The organism is Mesorhizobium amorphae CCNWGS0123 (genome assembly GCF_001686985.1).
Classification (GTDB): domain Bacteria; phylum Pseudomonadota; class Alphaproteobacteria; order Rhizobiales; family Rhizobiaceae; genus Mesorhizobium; species Mesorhizobium amorphae.
In genome coordinates, this window is record NZ_CP015318.1 from 4090449 (window position 1) to 4108047 (window position 17599).

A 17599-nucleotide genomic window follows, 5' to 3' on the forward strand; every position below is an offset into this window, starting at 1 on the left:
GCCACCAAAATCGAGCCCCACTTTAGGGTGAGTGGGTGCTATTTGACGCAGACGCTCCTTCAATTCAATCCCGAAGCGCTTGACGTCTGGTCAAGCAACGTACCATCCGGTCCAGAGGTTTCGGGACGGGGCAAGAATGTCCGATGTCGGCCTGGTTACCGACGGACCTGTTTCCTGAAGCCCCCAGTGAGCGCCTGGAAGCCACTGCCCGGCCGCAGCCCCTCACGCATGAAGAAGGCGCGCAGCGGTGCGAAGCTGCCAAGCACGCTGAGACCGGCACTGCGCGCCATCTGCGCCGGCAGCATGTCCGACAGCAGCGACCTGTTGAGCAGATTGACCGCACCGCTGCGCGCCAATATGTCGGGCCGCCGCCTGGAATCATAGGCCGCAAGGCTCATCCTGGAGCCTGGATCGGTTCGATTTTCGCAAGCGATTCCAATCAGGTCGTCGATATCCCTGATACCGAGATTGAGACCTTGTGCGCCGATCGGCGGGAAAACATGCGCGGCTTCACCGACCAGCGCGACACGGTTCTGCGCGAAACGCCCGGGTGACGCCGCCGACAGAGGGTAGACCTGCCGGCCAGGCTCAACGGAGACCCGGCCCAGCATCGACTGCATCTGCTCCTCGACGCGCTGTGAAAGCGTGTCGTCATCGAGTGCCGCAAGCTCTTTCGCCGTTTCCGGCTTTACCACCCAGACAAGGCTGGAGCGGTTGCCGGGCAGGGGAACCTGCGTGAACGGACCGGTTTCGGTGTGGAATTCGGTCGAGGTGAAGGCATGCTCGCTACGATGGCTGAAATTGAGGACGAGCGCTGCCTGCGGATAGGGCCGCACGGAGGCCGGGATGCCTGCCGCCTCGCGCGCCGGCGACAGGCGCCCATCGGCGGCAACCGCCAGCGATGCCGAAACCTCGCTGCCATCGGCCAATGTCGCATGCGCATGGCCGGCGTCGAGGCGCCAGCTCTCAACCATCGACTTCCGCCAGTCGATGCCGGGATGCGCGGCAACCGCCTTGGCAAGGGCGGGGAGAAGAACACTGTTGGGCAGGTTCAGGCCGAACTGCTCCTCGCCGATTTCGGTCGCGCGGAAGGTGACCGTCGGGCTGCGGATCAGTCGTCCGGTTGCATCGACGATGCGCATCACCTTCAGCGCCGCCGCCTTCGGCTTGAGGTCGGCGAGCACGCCCAGCCGCTCGAGCACCGCAAGGGCAGGGTTCATCAGGGCGGTGGTGCGACCATCGGCGCCGGCAGCTTCCGGGCCGACCAGCGTCACCGGAAAGCCTGCTTCGGCAAAGCCGAGCGCGGCGATCAGGCCGGCCGGGCCGCTGCCGGCTACCAGTATTCGCGCTGTTTCCTGATGGTCCAATTTCGGCTTCCGGATCGCAATTGAGGCCCAACCGGCCGCCAATCTGTATAGGCCCGATCATGCGGCTTGATCAACGCGGCGATTCGGCCCATTCGATTGCCATGAGCGACGACTTCAGCCATCTCGACCGGGCCGGCCGCGCCACCGCAGGCGTCGCGCGCAATCCCCGGCTGGCGGTGACCGTCAGCGTCGGCATGGGCATCGCCTTTGCCTGGGCCATTCTCGGCGCGATGGCGATCCGCGGCGCCGAAAGCCGCTTTGCCGGCGCCGATGCGCCCGGCGATACAGTGCTCAGATATCTGCCGCGGCTGCCGCTGCCGGATTTTCTCGACCGGTTCTTTGCTCTTTGCCTTGCGCCTGCACCGCTTGCCGGAGCGGCAGCGATACAAGCCCTGGCGCTGATGTCGATGTGGTTCCTGATGGCGGTGGCGACGATGCTGCCCTCGGCGGCACCCATGATCCGCACCTATTGCGAGATCGCCGACACGGCGCGGATCAAGGGCGAGCCGGTCGTCCACCCGCTCGTTCTGGTCGCCGGCTATCTCGGCATATGGCTGGTTGCGTCGACGCTGTTTGCCGCGCTGACGCTCGGCGTCCACGCATTCGCTGCGTCCGGGCAGATGCTCGATCCGGCGGTTGGAATTGCCGGCGCGCTCGCCCTGCTGATTGCCGGCCTCTACCAGTTCAGCGGCCTGAAGGAAGCCTGCCTGACAAAGTGCCGGAACCCGTTCTCGATCCTGTTTGCCAACTGGAGCGCAAAACCCTTGCGCATCTTCAGGCTCGGCATGCAGCAAGGCGTATGGTGCCTTGGCTGCTGCTGGGCGCTGATGCTGGTGATGTTCGCCGTAGGCGCCATGAACGTCTTCTGGATGGCGCTGATCGGCCTGTTCACCCTGATCGAAAAACAGACAGCGGGCAGGATGCCAAGCCGGGTTGCCGGTGCGATACTGCTTGTGTGGGCAACCGCGCTGCTATTAGTCTCGGCCTGAGGGGGAGAGAATTCGATGAGCGACCAGGGCTGGGCAATGAAGGGAGAGCTCGTACTCTCCTGCAATTGCACGGTTTTTTGCCCTTGCGTCTTGTCTCTCGGCGGGCATCCGCCGACGGAGGGCTATTGTCAGACCTGGGCCGGATTCCGCATCGATGCCGGCCATTTCGGCGAGGTCGACCTCTCCGGCCTCAATCTCGGGCTGATCATGGAAATTCCCGGCTATATGAGCCGCGGCAACTGGACCGCCGGCCTGTTCATCGACAAGCGCGCCTCGGTCTACGCGGTCAAGGCGCTGACCAGGATATTCACCGGCAAGGCCGGCGGAACCACCTCGCTGCTCTCCATCCTGGTCGGAAAATTCCTCGGCGTCGAACAGGTGCCGATCAGCTATGAGACGCGTGACAAGACGCGCATCTTCCAGATACCGAAGATCATCGACGGGGCGGTGACGCCGGTTCCCGGCAAGGATCGCGAGAAGGATACGGTGATCAGCAACTCCGAATACTGGATCGCGCCGGAAATCATCGTGGCGAAGTCCGACAAGAGCAAGATGCGGGCCTTCGGCCGCAACTGGAACTTTGCCGGCCGCTCGGCCGAAATCTGCAAGCTGGACTGGCGCGGCCCGTGAGCAAGAACACATCGGCCAGGAAAACGGCCAAGAAAATCGCGGACCGGATTCCGCGGCCGAAGAAGAAAGTCACCTGGCCGCAGGCGCGCGCGTTTTCGGTCCATCTCTTGACCGCGTCGGGTTCGTTCCTGGCGTTCCTGTCGCTGGTCGCGGCAAGCGAGCAGCGCTGGACGGCGATGTTCTGGTGGCTCGGCCTGGCACTGTTCGTCGATGGCATCGACGGCCCGATCGCCAGGAAGCTCGAGGTCAAGGAAATCCTGCCGACCTGGTCGGGCGAAATGCTCGACAACATCATCGACTACGTCACTTATGTGCTTATCCCGGCCTTCGCGCTCTATCAGCGCGGCTTCATGGGCGAGGGTCTGTCGTTCCTGTCGGCGGCCATCATCGTCGTATCCAGCGCCATCTACTATGCCGACACCGGCATGAAGACGAAGGAGAATTTCTTCAAGGGCTTCCCGGTCGTCTGGAACATGGTGGTGTTCACGCTGTTCGTCATCGAACCGGGACAATGGGTTTCCTTCGGCGTGGTCGTGGCTGCCGGCATTCTCACCTTCGTGCCGATCAACTTCATCCATCCGGTGCGCGTGGTGCGGCTGCGGCCGATCAATCTCGGCATGACGCTTTTGTGGTGCGCCTTTGGCGCGCTGGCGCTGGCACAGGCCGCACTCGCCGCCTTCTACGACCAGATCGGCGTGCTCGGCGAACAGGTCAGCGACTTCACCAAGATTGGCATCACCGTGACCGGACTTTACCTGGCAAGCATCGGCGCTATCATGCAGTTCTTTCCAAATCTCGGCGCCAAGCCCGGCGCCGGAAAGACTGATCCCAAGGCCTGACAGCCGCCCCAGGCGAGCCGTATCCCAAGAGAGACCAATCGATGCCCAAAGCAGTCCGCATCCACGCCCATGGCGGTCCGGAGGTTATGACCTATGAGGACGCCGATCCGGGACAACCCGGTGCCGGACAGATCCTGATCCAGCACACCGCGATCGGCCTTAATTTCATCGATGTCTACCACCGCTCGGGCCTCTATCCGCCGCCCGGCGGGTTTCCGCTGATCCCAGGCGGCGAGGCGGCCGGCGAGGTGCTGGAAGTCGGTGCCGACGTCGACTGGCTAAAGCCGGGCGATCGCGTCGCCTATGCCGTCAATGTCGGCGCCTATGCCGAGCAGCGCGTGGTTGCCGCCGACCGTGTTGTGAAAGTGCCGGACGGCATCAGCGACGAGCAGGCCGCCGCCATGATGCTGAAGGGCATGACGGCCGAATACCTTTTGCGCCGCACCTTCAAGGTTAAGGCCGGCGACACCATCCTGTTTCACGCTGCGGCCGGCGGCGTCGGCCTGATCCTCGGACAATGGGCCAGGCATCTCGGCGCGACCGTCATCGGCACAGCCAGTTCCGCCGACAAGATCGAGCTCGCCAAGGCGCATGGCTTCGACCATGTCATCAACTACAAGGAGCAGGACTTTGTCGCCGGCGTCGCCGCCATCACCGGCGGCAGGAAATGCGACGTGGTCTACGATTCCGTCGGCAACGATACATTCCCGGCTTCGCTCGACTGCCTGAGGCCGCTCGGCACGTTCGTCAGCTTCGGTCAGTCGTCCGGGCCGATCCCACCGTTCAGCATGTCACTGCTGGCGCAAAAGGGCTCGCTGTTCGCCACCAGGCCGACGCTGTTCGTCTACAATGCCAAGCGCGAGGACCTCGAAGCCTCAGCCGCGGCATTGTTCGACGTGGTCTTGAGCGGCGCGGTCAAGATCAGGATCAACCAGCGCTATTCGCTTAAAGACGCCGGCAAGGCGCACTCCGATCTCGAGGGCCGCAGGACGACCGGAACAACCATTCTCATCCCTTAGTCCCGTCTGCCTTGCTATCCCTTGAGTTTCCGCTGAAATTCTTGAAGCTCTTTCAAGTCGTGTGCCGCTTTCCGACGGGAGGCGGCAGCGCATACCATGCTTGCGGGAACACAGAACATATCTGGCAAACCAGATGGGAGGCACTGTGAGTGCAAATCATGACGGCACGACCCTGCTTGAGGTTCGTGGACTGACCAAGATATTCGGCACGCTGACGGCGTGCGACCATGTCGATCTCAACATCGCCAAGGGTGAGATCCACGCATTGCTCGGCGAGAACGGCGCCGGCAAGTCGACGCTGGTCAAGATGCTGTTCGGCTCGCTCGAGCCCAATTCAGGCGAGATCTTCTGGAACGGCCAGGCAGTCAGGATCACCAGTCCGGGCGCCGCCAAGAAACTCGGCATCGGCATGGTTTTCCAGCATTTTTCACTGTTCGAGGCGCTGACCGCGGCCGAGAACATTGCGCTGTCGCTGGACGACGGCTCGCCGATCAGCAGCATTGCGGCGAAGGCGAGGGCGCTTTCCTATAGCTACGGCTTGCCGCTCGATCCGGAATCGCTGGTTGGCGATCTTTCGGTCGGCGAACGCCAGCGTATCGAGATCATCCGCTGCCTGCTGCAGACGCCGCAGCTCATCATCCTCGACGAACCGACCTCGGTGCTGACGCCGCAGGAGGCCGACAAGCTGTTCGAAACGCTCGAGCGGCTGCGCTCGGAAGGCAAGTCCATCCTCTACATTTCGCACCGGCTGGAAGAGGTGAAGCGCATCTGCGACCGCGCCACCGTGCTGCGCCACGGCAAGGTGGTCGGCCACTGCAATCCGCGCCAGGAAACAGCTTCATCGCTGGCCCGCATGATGGTCGGCAACGAGGTGAAAGCGGTGGTTCGTGCGCCGGCTGAAGGCATCGAGACCGCGCCGGCACTGCTCGATATCCGTGCCCTGACCCGCAAGCCGGCAACGCCGTTCTCGATCCCGCTCAAGAACATCAATCTGAGGGTGCGCGCCGGCGAGGTGATCGGCATCGCAGGCGTGGCCGGCAACGGCCAGGGCGAATTCTTCGAATCCGTCTCCGGCGAGGTGCTGCAGCAGGATGCCGGCTCGGTGCGCATTCGCGGCAAGGATGCCGGCGGCCTCACCATCACCGGCAGGCGGTTGATGGGCGCTGCCTTCGTGCCCGAAGAGCGGCTTGGCCATGGTGCAGCACCCCGCATGAAATTGTCGGAAAACCTGCTCCTGTCGCGCCACGCCACCGACGGCAAGGCTTTTGTCGGCTCCGGCGGCATGGTCAAAAGCAGTGCGGTCTACAGCGCCGCCCAGCGCATCATAGAAGCGATGGACGTGCGCAAGAGCGCGCCGGATCCGGAAGCCGCTGCACTTTCCGGCGGCAATCTGCAGAAATTCATCGTCGGCCGCGAGCTCGACCGCAGGCCGAGCGTGATGGTGGTCAACCAACCAACCTGGGGTGTCGACGCCGGTGCGGCCGCGCATATCCGCCAGGCGCTTATCGAACTGGCCCGCAGCGGCTCGGCCGTGCTGGTGATCAGTCAGGACCTCGACGAATTGTTCGAGATTTCGGACGCCATCGCGGTCATGCACAATGGCGAATTGTCGAAGCCGCTGCCGATCGCCGAAGCCACATTCGAGAAGATCGGACTGCTGATGGGCGGTGCCGAACCCGGCCACGCCGAACACACGCTGGAGACGGCATGATGCGCCTCGAACTCGTCAAACGCCCGCAGCGCTCCATGCTGTTTTCGGCGCTGTCGCCCTTCATCGCCTTCGGGCTGACGATCGTCGCCGGCGCCATCATGTTCGCGCTGCTCGGCGTCAACCCGCTGAGCGCGTTTCGTATCTATTTCATCGAGCCGATCAGCCAGGTCTGGCAGCTGCATGAACTGGCGATCAAGGCTGCGCCCTTGATCCTGATCGCGGTCGGCCTGTCGGTTTGCTTCAAGGCCAATATCTGGAACATCGGCGCCGAGGGCCAGTTCATCCTGGGCGCCATTGTCGGTTCGATTATCCCGGTGTTTTTTCCTCAGTTCGAGGGACCGCTGGTGCTGCCGCTGATGCTTCTGTTCGGCATGGTCGGCGGCGCCGCCTATGCGGCAATCCCGGCTTTGCTGAAGACGCGCTTCGGCACCAACGAGATCCTGACCAGCCTGATGCTGGTCTATGTCGCCCAGCTCTTCCTCGACTGGCTGGTTCGTGGCCCATGGCGCGATCCGCAGGGCCATGGTTTCCCGCAGACCATTCAGTTCAACGACTCGGCCATCCTGCCGGAATTGATGCCGGATGCCGGCCGCGCCAACTGGGGCTTCGTCTTCGCGCTGGTCGCGGCGGTGGCGATCTGGATCCTGATGAGTCGCATGCTGAAGGGTTTCGAGGTCCGCGTGCTCGGCTCGAGCCCGAGGGCAGGGCGCTTCGCCGGCTTCGGCCTCAACCGCATGGTCTTCTTCGCCTTCCTGTTGTCGGGTGCGCTGGCCGGGCTTGCCGGCATCTCGGAAGTCTCCGGCGCCATCGGTCAGCTGCAGCCGGTGATCTCACCCGGCTACGGTTTCACCGCCATCATCGTGGCCTTCCTCGGCCGGCTCAATCCGCTCGGCATCGTCGCCGCGGGCCTGGTGCTGGCGCTGACCTATCTCGGCGGCGAGGCGGTGCAGAGCGCGCTCGGCATCTCCGACAAGGTGGCACGTGTGTTCCAGGGCATGCTTTTGTTCTTCGTGCTCGGCTGCGACACGCTCATTCACTACCGCATTCGTCTGATCGGATTGGCCGCGCCGAAACTCGAGGCCGCGCCGAAGTTGAAGGAAGCCCGCTGATGGACATCACCGTCAACATCCTTTTGACCATCGCCACGGCGGCGACGCCGCTGCTGATCGCTGCGATCGGCGAACTGGTCGTCGAACGCTCCGGCGTGCTCAATCTCGGCGTCGAAGGCATGATGATCATGGGTGCGGTCGGCGGCTTCGGCGCCGGCTACCTCACCGGATCGCCATGGATCGGGCTGCTCGCGGCCGTCGCCATGGGCGCTGTGTTCTCGCTGCTGTTTGCAGTCATGACGCTGTCTTTGGCCACCAACCAGGTGGCGACCGGCCTGTCGTTGACGCTGCTCGGCCTCGGCCTGTCCGGCATGATGGGAACCAGCTTCGTCGGCCAACCCGGCGAACGGCTGCCGAACCTCGACATACCCGGCCTGACGTCGATCCCGGTCGTCGGCAGGCTGCTGTTCGGCCAGGACCCGATCTTCTACATCTCGATCGCGCTGACCGCCGCCGTCATGTGGTTCCTGTTCAAGACCCGCACCGGGCTGACGCTGCGCTCGATCGGCGACAGCCATACCTCGGCGCATGCGCTTGGCATCAAGGTCATCCGCTATCGCTATCTCTCGGTGATCTTCGGCGGCGCCTGTGCCGGCCTTGCCGGCGGCCACCTGTCGCTGGTCTACACGCCGCAATGGGTTGAGAACATGACCGCCGGACGCGGCTGGATCGCGCTGGCCCTGGTCGTCTTCGCCTCCTGGCGGCCATGGCGGGTGCTGGCCGGCGCCTACATCTTCGGCGCCGTCTGGATCGGCCAGCTTCATGCACAGGCATTTGGCATTCCGGTGCCTTCGCAACTGCTTTCTTCGCTGCCCTATCTGGCAACCGTCGTGGTTCTCGTTCTAATCTCGCGCAACAAGCGTCTGACGATGATGAACACGCCGGCTTCCTTGGGGCAGCCATTCGTTCCGGATCGTTGACAATAACAAAGACGGGAAGCTCCAAGGCTTAACTCAGAGAGGTAACACAATGAAAAAACTGCTTATTGCCCTGATGACCACGACTGCCGCCATGTCGCTGGCGGTAACCGCCGAGGCTGCGGACAAGTTCAAGGCCTGCTGGGTCTATACCGGCCCGATCGGCGACTTCGGCTATTCCTACCAGCATGACCAGGGCCGCCTCGAAGTGGAGAAGGCGCTCGGCGACAAGGTCGAGACCGCCTATCTCGAGAACGTCGCCGAGGGCCCCGATGCCGACCGCGCTTTCGAGCGTCTGGCACGCGAAGGCTGCAAGCTCATCTTCGGCACCTCCTTCGGCTTCATGGATCCGGAAGTGAAGGTTGCCAAGAAATTCCCCAAGGTGATGTTCGAGCACGCCACCGGCTACAAGACCGGCGACAATCTCGGCATCTACAATGCGCGCTTCTATGAAGGCCGCTATGTGCTCGGCCAGATCGCCGCCAAGGAATCGAAGGCCGGCGTTGCCGGTTACATCGTTTCCTTCCCGATCCCCGAAGTGGTGATGGGCATCAACTCCTTCATGCTCGGCGCGCAGTCGATCAACCCGAACTTCAAGGCCAAGATCGTCTGGGTCAATTCCTGGTTCGATCCGGGCAAGGAAGCCGATGCCGCCAAGGCGCTGTTCGACCAGGGTGCCGACATCATCGTCCAGCACACCGATTCCACCGCCGCCCTGCAAGTGGCCGAAGAGCGTGGCCTGCACGGCTTTGGCCAGTCTTCGGACATGATCAAGTTCGCACCAAAGGCGCAACTGACCTCGCTCACCGACGATTGGGGTCCGTACTATATCAGCCGCGTCCAGGCCGCGCTCGACGGCACGTGGAAGCCGGGTAATGTCTGGCTGGGCATCAAGGACGGTGCCGTCAAGCTGGCTCCGTTCACCAACATGCCCGACGACGTGAAGGCGATGGCAGAGGCGACCACGAAGAAGATCGCAGACGGCTGGAACCCCTTCACCGGGCCGATCGCCAAGCAGGACGGCACGCCGTGGCTGAAGGACGGCGAAGTCGCCGACGACGGCACGCTGCTCGGCATGAATTTCTACGTCAAGGGCGTCGACGACAAGCTGCCGCAGTAAGTATCGGAAAAATCAAACGAAAAGGGCGCCGCGAGGCGCCCTTTTTCATTCGGCTGGTTGCGCATCGGTGGAGGCGCGCCGAAATCGCGCCAGCGTGACCTCAACCGCACGGCCCAGCCAGGTCTTGAGAGCGCGTTGGACCGGTCGCTCGAAATGGCGCCAGATCACCCATGAAGCAAAGAGCATGAGGGCGACGCAGCCCAGGGCGGCGGTCCATTTGCCGACCAGCGGTGCGGCGGCATTGATCGCGAGATAGCCGATGTTCTGGTGCAGAAGGTAGAGCGGATAGGTCAACCCGCCCAGCGCCAGCGTCAGCCCGGGTGGGCCAATCCGGCTACGCAACAGAACGCCGCCAATCAGCATGGCATGCATGGCGAAATTGGCGATCACGAGATGGGGCTGCGAGACGGCAATGCCGTATTCGTTCAGCATCCAGTCCCGCGTCACCGATATCGTGCTGCAGGACAGCAGGAAGGAGGCCGCAAGCAGCAGCAAGGCTGACAGCGAACGGCCATGCGCATGGATATGGTGGACCACCACGCCGGCGGCGAAGAACGGGCCGAACTCGGTGATGAACAGCAGCCTAATTGCACGACTGCCGACGAAGAACTCGTTCAGCGCCGAGATTGCCAGCCAGATGAAGATCAGCTCCAGCTTGCGTTTCTGGAGCATGCCAGTGAACAGAGCGAGCGTCACCCAGCCGTAGAAAACCAGCTCAAGCACGATCGACCAGTAGACGCCGTCCATGAACGATTGGCCGAAGGCCGGCGCAAACATCGACAGGTTGGCGGCATATTGAGCGAAGGAAGTTGAAAACAGCGGTTCGCCGACAGCAAGGATGACGATGAAGGTGATCGTCATGCAAGCGAGAAAGCCCGGATAGAGACGCACGCAGCGCGCCATCGCAAACTGTTCCCAGTCGCGGCCTTCCGCCGACCAGGCGATGACGAAGCCGCTGATCAGAAAGAACAAATTGACGCCGAGGTAGCCGTACAGGGCGAACGGCGCGGCAAGCGGATAGGCTTCGGCGAGAGCGCCGGAGGCCGCGCCGCGAAAGAAATAGTGGAAGATGACGACAGCCAGCGCAGCCGCCAGCCTCAACAGGTCCAGCGTAGCGATGTAATCCTGCCGCGCCGGTTTGACGTGCATGCGAACCCCCGCATCGACGGTTGAAACCATTAATGCGGATTGCGGCCGAATGGGTTAAGACGCCGGAACTATCGCCGGTTGTAGTAAATGCGGCGAGGTTGAACCGACGTCAGGCCACCGAGCCGTAGAGGTCGCCGACGTCGCGCGGTCGATCTTGAAGGATCGCTCGACGGTCTTTCGCCAAGTGTTAAATCCGGTATTTCTTGTGAGATCCATGTCCTCGTGCGCCAGTCACAGTATCCGTGATGCGGCTCCGTGACCGCCTTCACATACACCAACGGCTTTTACTTCCATGCTGATCTTGCGGCCTGGACTACATCGGTCGGCGTGACAAGTGTCAGCAGAAGGAGGTCTTATGCAATTGAATAAAAAACTCTTGGCGATCATCGGGAAACGCATTCCCGCCATCTTCGACGTCATCCCGCGCGGACCACAGGGGCGGCTTGCGCAGATCGCACTCAATCCGCAGCCGCTCCCGCCTCACGAACTGGGCGCCGCGATCGCCGACGAATTCGTCCGCGGCGCGTGGTTCGCCGAGCGAGGCGGGCTCGGTATGCAAGCGTTAATGAGCGACCTTGACGACTGGTGCCCCACGCGACCGAAGATACCGAAGCTTCCGCCGTGGTGGGGGCCATTTCCGGAGCCGGAGCCGCGACCCGATTGGTTCGTGGACTATCATCTGGGATTTGCCGCACGGCTGTCGGTAGTCGCAGCCGAGTCGACGGGCATGCAACTGGATAAGACCCTCGATCAGGTGATCGATCGGTCCCTGGCTGCAATCGAGGCGGTGAAGCTCTGACGAAACGCAACACCGATTGCCGAAGGGTGTGCCAAAAAAAATCTGAGGGCGCCGGGAGGCGCCCTTTCGGCGGCTTCCGGTCTCGCAGGGACGTGGCGAACCGCATCGGCCCGCCCTAGATCCTGAGCCGGCTTCGTATCGCCCGTTCGAAAATATTGGTTCTAGACCGCTGAACCATAGAGATCATAGGCATCGGCGCGGTCGATCTTGACGGTGACGATGTCGCCGGCGCGCAGCGGACGGCGCGACTGGATATGCACCGAGCCATCGATCTCCGGCGCATCGTATTTGGTGCGGCCCTTGGCAGACGTGCCATGCGCCTCGTCGATCAACACCGGCAGGCGCTTGCCGACCTTCTTGGCCAGCTGCGTCGCCGAGATCTTCTGCTGGCGCTGCATGAAGCGATGCCAACGCGCTTCCTTGATCTCCTGCGGCACCTGTTCGAGACCGAGGTCGTTGGAACGCGCACCCCTGACCGGCTCGTATTTGAAACAGCCGGCGCGATCGATCTTGGCCTCGTCCAGCCAGTCGAGCAGCATCTCGAAATCCTCGTCCGTCTCGCCGGGAAAGCCGACGATGAAGGTCGAGCGGATGGCGAGATCCGGGCACACCTCGCGCCAGCCGCGAATGCGCTCCAGTGTCTTTTCGCCATGCGCGGGGCGGCGCATGTTCTTCAGCACCTGTGGCGAAGCATGCTGGAACGGGATGTCCAGATAGGGAAGGATTTTTCCCTCGGCCATCAGCGGGATGACGTCGGCGACATGCGGGTAGGGGTAGACATAGTGCATGCGCACCCAGATGCCGAGCTTGCCGAGCTCTTCCGAAAGATCGAGGAACTTCGCCCGCACTTCGCGGTCGCCGAACATGCTTGTCTGGTACTTGATGTCGATGCCGTAGGCGCTGGTGTCCTGCGAGATGACCAGTATCTCCTTGACCCCGGCCTTGGCCAGTTTCTCGGCTTCGCGCAACACGTCGGCGGCCGGGCGCGAGACGAGGTCGCCGCGCAGCGCGGGAATGATGCAGAAGGTGCAGCGATTGTTGCAGCCTTCCGAAATCTTGAGATAGGCGTAGTGGCGTGGTGTCAGCTTGACGCCTTGCGGCGGTAGCAGGTCGACATACGGATCGTGGCTGGGCGGTGCTGCTTCATGCACCGCCGCCATCACGCTCTCATAGGCTTGCGGTCCGGTGATGGCGAGAACGTTCGGATGCTTTTCGCGGATGACGTCCGGTTCGGCGCCGAGGCAGCCGGTGACGATGACCCTGCCATTTTCCGAAAGCGCGGAACCGATTGCGTTGAGCGACTCGTCGCGGGCCGAATCGAGGAAACCGCAGGTGTTGACGACGACGAGATCGGCGCCGTCATGCTTGCGCGCGATCTCATAGCCTTCGGCGCGCAGGCGCGTGATGATGCGTTCCGAATCCACCAGGGCTTTCGGGCATCCAAGACTGACGAAACTGACGCGGGGAGCTGCGGACATTTGCGGTTTCCAATGGACGCGGGCCGGAAACCCTGAGGTCCGGCCCGGAAGTCCCGATACATATCGATCTGTTGGGCTCTCGCGGGAGCCTAATTTGCGCGGCGCAATAGCACAGTTCCGCAGTCAAGCAAACCGCGAACGGGTCGCCGCGATGCGCGCCGACCGCCCAGGCTCAATGATGGCTCGGTCCGAACCAGGGCGCCAAGAACGCAAACTGCTCGGGAAACTGCTGCACGGCACCATCCAGAAACATCTTCACCGCGACGTAGAGGATGATCAGGAGGCCGATATAGGCAATCCAGCGGTATTTGTGCAGCAGCCGTGCGACAAACGAAGCGGCGAAGCCCATCAGCGCAATCGACAGCGCCAGGCCGATGATCAGCACCGTCGGATGGTCCATCGCCGCCCCCGCGACCGCAAGGACGTTGTCGAGAGACATTGAAACGTCGGCGATGACGATCTGCCACGCTGCCTGGGCGAAGGTCTTGCGCGGTCCCTTGCTGCCAATCGTTCCGTCCTTGTCATAGTCGACATTGGACAGCGATTCCGTCGCATCCTCTTCCTGCTCATGGGTGACTCGCAGCTCGCGCCACATCTTCCAGCACACCCAAAGCAGCAGCAGGCCGCCGGCGATGAGGAGCATGGGGCCGATGGCGAGCAGCCATTGCGTGATCAGGGCAAAGAAGATGCGAAGCACAGTGGCCGCCGCGATGCCGACGAGAATCGCCTTCTTGCGCTGATCGGAGGGAAGGCCGGCTGCGGCAAGGCCGATAACGATGGCGTTATCGCCGGCAAGTACGAGGTCGATGGCGATGACCTGGAGCAGGGCGGAGAAGCCCGCGGCGGTGAAAATTTCCATCGTCTGGACGCCCTTTGCTGTTCGCCGAGTGTCGGTCGTCGAATATCCAGACGCCCTAACGTGTATGGTTCGTGCGCGTCAAGGGATTGCAGGGAACAATGTCGGATGCCCGCCTTGCCGCATCAGCGATACAAGGCAAGCAGCACTGTCGCCGAAGGCGGCCAAAGCCCACAAATGCCAGGAATCGGGGGGTAGAGGATTCTAGTCGTAGAGATTGTACTTCGTCCAATCGGCCTGCGGAATCTCGTCACCGATCCGGTATCGGAGCTGCAGCACCTGCATATGGTCCGGCGCGGTCTGGCACTTGAATTTCAGCCGATACCACTGGCCCTTGCTGCGGAAGGCAGCCCCTGGGCTCCTGATCGCGTCGGTGCCCATTTCCGGGGTCGCGAAGGCGTAGGCGACGACGCGATCCGCCTTGAACTTGCGGTCGTCGTGGGAAATCCGGTCCAGCACCTCTGCATCGCAACGCTGTTCGAGCCGCGTCTGTGGATCGAGTTTCAGCAGGCCGGCGCGTAGCGCGCTATCCATCGCGCTGGCCGGCCACGCCAGCGTCAGGGACGCCAGCACCATAAGGCAGAGCTTTTTCATGGGCGCGACAAGCAGCATATTTCGTCCAGGAAATCAACCAAGCGCGATCGCAGGTAGTGTCTCAGTTTGAAATCCGGCGGCCTTTACGCGCTGCTCGCTCTCGCCCTTCCGATGCGGTATGATTTGGTTTGGGAAAACCAAATTTGATGGGCATTGGAATGTTGGCCTCCGACCTGACGAAAGTCATCGAACAGGATCATCTGGCTGTGGGTGCTTTTGTTAAGGGTGATCCTGAGCCCCTGAAAAGCCTCTATTCACGACGCGATGACGTGACAATCGCGAACCCGTTCGGTCCACCGGCCAAGGGATGGACAAAAGCTGCTGAGACCATGGATCGAGCTGCCACCAACTACCGGGATGGCGAGGTCATCGGCTTTGAGCGAATTGCCGAGTACGCGACGGCAGACTTGGGCTATATCATGGAGATCGAGCGGGTCCGATCCAAGGTTGGCGGTGCCGATAAACTGGTGCCGATTGCGCTTCGGACCACCACTATCTTCCGGCGGGAGGATGGCGTGTGGAGGATCGTTCTACGTCACGCCGATCCTATCACGTCGGCGCGGCCAGCGGCGTCCGTAGTTGGGCAGTAGAAGATGCCGACCGGACCTAAAGGCCAGAAGCGCCCGCAGGCTTTGTCTCGAAACCATCGGGCAGGCAGGCGCGGAACGGCGTCACGTCAGGCGTCAAGTTCAACTCGCTTGCCAATTCCGCATGGTGTATATTCGCCTCCAACACCTTCGCAGAAGCGCTTGTTCGCGGGCTCCCGCTACAGCGTCTGGCCAGTCGCCACAGGGTGATTTGGATGTGAGATCGATCACATCTCAGGCGCAGCAGATGCGAGATGATGCGCTGCGATCCGTGACGTCAGCACTGGAGGCGGCAATGCGGGCAACCTTTTCAATCTTCGTTCTGGCGGCAGCACTGACGGCGTCGAGTTCGTCGCTTGCCGACCCGGTCCAGTCGTCGGAAGACATCATCAAGTTTTTCGCCAAGACGTCCGATCTGGGCGCATCGCGTGGGATATGCGTCGGCGCCCAGGATCAATGCGAGAGCAAGACCGATGCGCCGGCGCCAGGCGGCCTCGATATGCTGATCAACTTCAACCTGAATTCCGCCGAGCTGCTGCCTGAAGCGCGCGCCAAACTCGGCGAATTCGCCAAGGCGCTGAAAGACAACCGCTTGAAGACACACAATTTCGTCGTTGAAGGCTATACCGACGCTTCAGGCGCGCCGGCCTACAACGATCGCCTGTCGGAGCGGCGGGCTCAATCGGTGACGACATTCCTTTTGTCGAGCGGAATAGAGCCGGCACGCGTCAAGGCTGTCGGTCTCGGCGCGACCAATCCGCGCGTTCCCGACCCCTACGACCCGGTCAACCGGCGGGTCGAAATGCGGCTGAGCGTGCAATAGGCGATAGGACCGCTGGCATTCGCCTGCCGATGATGCCTGCCAAGTGGCAGGCTTGGGTTCTCTAGAACACGCCACCTATACCGATCCCGCCGCTGATGTCGGGCGGAGGAGCCGCGGGACGCGAGGCTTGCGGCTTCGAAGCTTTGCCGGCCTTGCGGTTGGTTGCCGCCTTGCCGCGCGCCGGAGCCAGACCAGTGGAAACCCTCGCCGGCTTGGCCTTCACAAGCACGGGATCCTTGCAGACCCTGCCGGAATGCAGGAACAGGTCGCTCAGAAGCTCGACCGTGGGTTCGGTCGTCGACGCTGTCTGCCTGGTGTTCCTGTAGTAGTTGGTGACGGCGCGGACGGAACCCTTGCCCCAGCTACCGTCAATCGTCGTCCGGTAGCAGCCGAGGCGGCGCAATTCCGTCTGGATGCTGCGTGCGAGATCGGTTGCTTTCTCCTGGTCCGGCTCGCCCGTCTTGCCGACGATCAGCGTTTCGAGGCCGGAGACGACGCTTTGCCGCGCGCCCTCGAGGCTGGCCATCTGCGTGCCGGTGGGCTTGGCCGGTGCGGCTGATGGCGGCGAAATCTCGACCGATCGCAATGTCTGCCCGACGATGATCACCGCGGTCTGCAGATCGTTGGAGGCAAGCTCGATCTGCAATTTTTCCTTGGCGACCGGATCCGACAGAATGCGCGACAGGCTGGCGCTGAGCTGAGCCGGGTCGAGTTCTTGCTGCTCGGTGAAATAGAACTGCTCGCGCAGGTTCGACTGGTCCCATGGCACCTGGCGGCCAACAGTCAGTGCTTCGGTCTCGTTGCGTACCCGGATCATCATGTCCGAAATGCTGAGCCCTGGAATCTCGATGCTCTTCAGCAGAGCCGTGGTGAAGGGGCTGTTGTCGCCCGACCCGTCGACAGTCGTGTTGCCGGGTTGCGTCGCGAAGGCGACAAACGTGTTTTCGCCGACCTCGACCTGAGCGAGACCATCCATGGCGCTTGCGCCTTTGCCCATGGGATTGTTCCGGCACGCATCGAGAAAAATGAACGTCTGCCGCTCCCGGTTGGCAAACCTCGAAATCACGTCGTTGAGCCTGACCGCGCGCGCGGTCAGCTCTGCAAGGTTTTGAGCATCGGGGGTGTCGACCGGCAACAGATAGTTTTCGCCCTGAAGCTGTACCCCGTGGCCGGCGTAGAAGATCAGCACGGCACTGGCGCCGGCAAGCTTGCCGTCGGCCTCCTGAAAGAGCCTGGCAAATCCGTCGGACGACAGATCCGTTCCTGTCAGCACGTCGAAGTTCAGCCTTTTCAGGCTTTCCGAAAGCCTTGTCGCGTCGTTGCCGGCATTCGCCAGATGGGGAAGGTGCGTGCTTCGATAATTGGAATTGCCGATGACGATCGCCAGCCGTTTGCCGGGCTGCGGCGACAGTTCTTCCACGACCGCGGCCTGAGCGCCGATCGATCCGAACAATGAAACCAGCAGAACTGCCACAATGCGCAGGAAGGGACCGTAGGTCATGTCACGAGCTCGTTTCAGCATGCGACAATCTTCGAGTCACCGAAGTGTCCACCCGCCTGGCGCCGTGCCCTCTTCGTGCGCCGAAACCAGTACTCCGAAGACAGCGGCAAT

At 62.3% G+C, this 17599-nt stretch carries 17 protein-coding genes; 11 read left to right on the top strand and 6 right to left on the bottom strand.

Annotation, left to right across the window (positions count from 1 at the left end; translation table 11 throughout):
- Window positions 1-155: 155 nt before the first annotated feature.
- Window positions 156-1367 carry a UbiH/UbiF family hydroxylase gene (locus A6B35_RS19220; RefSeq protein ID WP_006199775.1) on the bottom strand — a complete coding sequence of 404 codons (1212 nt, stop codon included), beginning with the start codon at window positions 1365-1367 and terminating at the stop codon, window positions 156-158.
- Between the two features lie 59 nt (window positions 1368-1426).
- Here A6B35_RS19220 and A6B35_RS19225 point away from each other — a divergent pair, with 59 nt between their 5' ends.
- From A6B35_RS19225 to A6B35_RS19260, 8 genes are all read left to right on the top strand, one after another.
- Complete coding sequence (locus A6B35_RS19225) at window positions 1427-2356, top strand: DUF2182 domain-containing protein (RefSeq protein ID WP_006199776.1); 930 nt, start codon at window positions 1427-1429, stop codon at window positions 2354-2356.
- Window positions 2357-2371: 15 nt separating this feature from the next.
- Window positions 2372-2986: a DUF1326 domain-containing protein gene (locus A6B35_RS19230; RefSeq protein WP_006199777.1), complete on the top strand. Its 615-nt coding sequence runs from the start codon at window positions 2372-2374 to the stop codon at window positions 2984-2986.
- Entirely contained in the window at window positions 2983-3825 is an 843-nt protein-coding gene (gene pcsA / locus A6B35_RS19235) for a phosphatidylcholine synthase (protein WP_006199778.1), read from the top strand. Before A6B35_RS19230 ends, pcsA begins: the two co-directional genes overlap by 4 nt.
- Before the next feature lie 41 nt (window positions 3826-3866).
- A complete protein-coding gene (locus A6B35_RS19240; RefSeq protein ID WP_040581883.1) occupies window positions 3867-4844 on the top strand; it encodes a quinone oxidoreductase family protein in 978 nt (325 codons plus the stop codon).
- Window positions 4845-4977: 133 nt separating this feature from the next.
- Complete coding sequence (locus A6B35_RS19245; RefSeq protein ID WP_006199780.1) at window positions 4978-6555, top strand: ABC transporter ATP-binding protein; 1578 nt, start codon at window positions 4978-4980, stop codon at window positions 6553-6555.
- Window positions 6552-7664, top strand: coding sequence for an ABC transporter permease (locus A6B35_RS19250; protein ID WP_040581884.1), 1113 nt, complete (start codon window positions 6552-6554; stop codon window positions 7662-7664). The genes A6B35_RS19245 and A6B35_RS19250 overlap by 4 nt, the downstream gene beginning before the upstream one ends.
- Window positions 7664-8584 carry an ABC transporter permease gene (locus A6B35_RS19255; RefSeq protein ID WP_006199782.1) on the top strand — a complete coding sequence of 307 codons (921 nt, stop codon included), beginning with the start codon at window positions 7664-7666 and terminating at the stop codon, window positions 8582-8584. The genes A6B35_RS19250 and A6B35_RS19255 overlap by 1 nt, the downstream gene beginning before the upstream one ends.
- Before the next feature lie 49 nt (window positions 8585-8633).
- Entirely contained in the window at window positions 8634-9701 is a 1068-nt protein-coding gene (locus A6B35_RS19260; protein WP_006199783.1) for a BMP family ABC transporter substrate-binding protein, read from the top strand.
- Between the two features lie 45 nt (window positions 9702-9746).
- On the opposite strand, the gene A6B35_RS19265 is transcribed toward A6B35_RS19260, so the two are convergent.
- A complete protein-coding gene (locus A6B35_RS19265; protein WP_040581890.1) occupies window positions 9747-10850 on the bottom strand; it encodes an acyltransferase family protein in 1104 nt (367 codons plus the stop codon).
- Between the two features lie 355 nt (window positions 10851-11205).
- Here A6B35_RS19265 and A6B35_RS19270 point away from each other — a divergent pair, with 355 nt between their 5' ends.
- On the top strand, window positions 11206-11649 hold the full coding sequence (locus A6B35_RS19270) for a hypothetical protein (RefSeq protein WP_006199785.1): 444 nt from the start codon (window positions 11206-11208) through the stop codon (window positions 11647-11649).
- A gap of 161 nt (window positions 11650-11810) precedes the next feature.
- On the opposite strand, the gene rimO is transcribed toward A6B35_RS19270, so the two are convergent.
- From rimO to A6B35_RS19285, 3 genes are all read right to left on the bottom strand, one after another.
- Window positions 11811-13127 carry a 30S ribosomal protein S12 methylthiotransferase RimO gene (gene rimO / locus A6B35_RS19275; protein WP_006199787.1) on the bottom strand — a complete coding sequence of 439 codons (1317 nt, stop codon included), beginning with the start codon at window positions 13125-13127 and terminating at the stop codon, window positions 11811-11813.
- 172 nt (window positions 13128-13299) lie between these two features.
- Window positions 13300-13986: a TerC family protein gene (locus A6B35_RS19280; RefSeq protein WP_006199788.1), complete on the bottom strand. Its 687-nt coding sequence runs from the start codon at window positions 13984-13986 to the stop codon at window positions 13300-13302.
- A gap of 201 nt (window positions 13987-14187) precedes the next feature.
- The gene (locus A6B35_RS19285) at window positions 14188-14595 is read right to left on the bottom strand and encodes a DUF930 domain-containing protein (protein ID WP_006199789.1); all 408 of its coding nucleotides are present in this window, start codon (window positions 14593-14595) and stop codon (window positions 14188-14190) included.
- A gap of 128 nt (window positions 14596-14723) precedes the next feature.
- Between A6B35_RS19285 and A6B35_RS19290 the strand changes: the two genes are divergently transcribed.
- Window positions 14724-15167 (top strand): YybH family protein, encoded by a 444-nt coding sequence (locus A6B35_RS19290; protein WP_006199790.1) that lies wholly within the window; start codon window positions 14724-14726, stop codon window positions 15165-15167.
- 292 nt (window positions 15168-15459) lie between these two features.
- Complete coding sequence (locus A6B35_RS19295; protein ID WP_006199791.1) at window positions 15460-15987, top strand: OmpA family protein; 528 nt, start codon at window positions 15460-15462, stop codon at window positions 15985-15987.
- Between the two features lie 61 nt (window positions 15988-16048).
- Here A6B35_RS19295 and A6B35_RS19300 read toward each other — a convergent pair whose 3' ends face one another.
- Complete coding sequence (locus A6B35_RS19300) at window positions 16049-17488, bottom strand: caspase family protein (RefSeq protein ID WP_006199793.1); 1440 nt, start codon at window positions 17486-17488, stop codon at window positions 16049-16051.
- Between the last annotated feature and the right edge of the window lie 111 nt (window positions 17489-17599).

Coding starts and splice junctions, on each gene's coding strand:
- A6B35_RS19290 (WP_006199790.1), top strand. CDS start 14,724: ATGGGCATTGGAATGTTGGCCTCCGACCTGACGAAAGTCATCGAACAG.
- A6B35_RS19280 (WP_006199788.1), bottom strand. CDS start 13,986: ATGGAAATTTTCACCGCCGCGGGCTTCTCCGCCCTGCTCCAGGTCATC.
- A6B35_RS19250 (WP_040581884.1), top strand. CDS start 6,552: ATGATGCGCCTCGAACTCGTCAAACGCCCGCAGCGCTCCATGCTGTTT.
- A6B35_RS19260 (WP_006199783.1), top strand. CDS start 8,634: ATGAAAAAACTGCTTATTGCCCTGATGACCACGACTGCCGCCATGTCG.
- rimO (WP_006199787.1), bottom strand. CDS start 13,127: ATGTCCGCAGCTCCCCGCGTCAGTTTCGTCAGTCTTGGATGCCCGAAA.
- A6B35_RS19270 (WP_006199785.1), top strand. CDS start 11,206: ATGCAATTGAATAAAAAACTCTTGGCGATCATCGGGAAACGCATTCCC.
- A6B35_RS19225 (WP_006199776.1), top strand. CDS start 1,427: ATGCGGCTTGATCAACGCGGCGATTCGGCCCATTCGATTGCCATGAGC.
- A6B35_RS19230 (WP_006199777.1), top strand. CDS start 2,372: ATGAGCGACCAGGGCTGGGCAATGAAGGGAGAGCTCGTACTCTCCTGC.
- A6B35_RS19265 (WP_040581890.1), bottom strand. CDS start 10,850: ATGCACGTCAAACCGGCGCGGCAGGATTACATCGCTACGCTGGACCTG.
- A6B35_RS19285 (WP_006199789.1), bottom strand. CDS start 14,595: ATGCTGCTTGTCGCGCCCATGAAAAAGCTCTGCCTTATGGTGCTGGCG.
- A6B35_RS19245 (WP_006199780.1), top strand. CDS start 4,978: ATGGGAGGCACTGTGAGTGCAAATCATGACGGCACGACCCTGCTTGAG.
- A6B35_RS19295 (WP_006199791.1), top strand. CDS start 15,460: ATGCGGGCAACCTTTTCAATCTTCGTTCTGGCGGCAGCACTGACGGCG.
- A6B35_RS19240 (WP_040581883.1), top strand. CDS start 3,867: ATGCCCAAAGCAGTCCGCATCCACGCCCATGGCGGTCCGGAGGTTATG.
- A6B35_RS19255 (WP_006199782.1), top strand. CDS start 7,664: ATGGACATCACCGTCAACATCCTTTTGACCATCGCCACGGCGGCGACG.
- A6B35_RS19300 (WP_006199793.1), bottom strand. CDS start 17,488: ATGACCTACGGTCCCTTCCTGCGCATTGTGGCAGTTCTGCTGGTTTCA.